Raw genomic sequence first — 369 nt, 5'->3', positions numbered from 1 at the left:
CCGAACACCAGCGGTTCGTTCACTCCGGTCCTCTCGTACTAGGAGCAACCCCTCTCAATTCTCAAACGCCCACGGCAGATAGGGACCGAACTGTCTCACGACGTTCTAAACCCAGCTCGCGTACCACTTTAAATGGCGAACAGCCATACCCTTGGGACCGACTTCAGCCCCAGGATGTGATGAGCCGACATCGAGGTGCCAAACACCGCCGTCGATATGAACTCTTGGGCGGTATCAGCCTGTTATCCCCGGAGTACCTTTTATCCGTTGAGCGATGGCCCTTCCATTCATAACCACCGGATCACTATGCGCTACTTTCGTACCTGCTCCTCGTGTCTGTCTCGCAGTTAAGCTGGCTTCGACACTTAC

General features: G+C 54.7%; 1 rRNA gene. It reads right to left on the bottom strand.

Annotated elements, in window-relative coordinates:
- Nucleotides 1–369, bottom strand: a 23S ribosomal RNA gene (locus CWB66_RS22115); the annotation flags it as partial.

Origin of the sequence: Pseudoalteromonas sp. S558, assembly GCF_005886635.1 — a bacterium.
Classification (GTDB): domain Bacteria; phylum Pseudomonadota; class Gammaproteobacteria; order Enterobacterales; family Alteromonadaceae; genus Pseudoalteromonas; species Pseudoalteromonas aliena.
The sequence above is the reverse complement of the archived record's forward strand: the minus strand, read 5'-3'. Positions and strand labels throughout refer to the sequence as shown.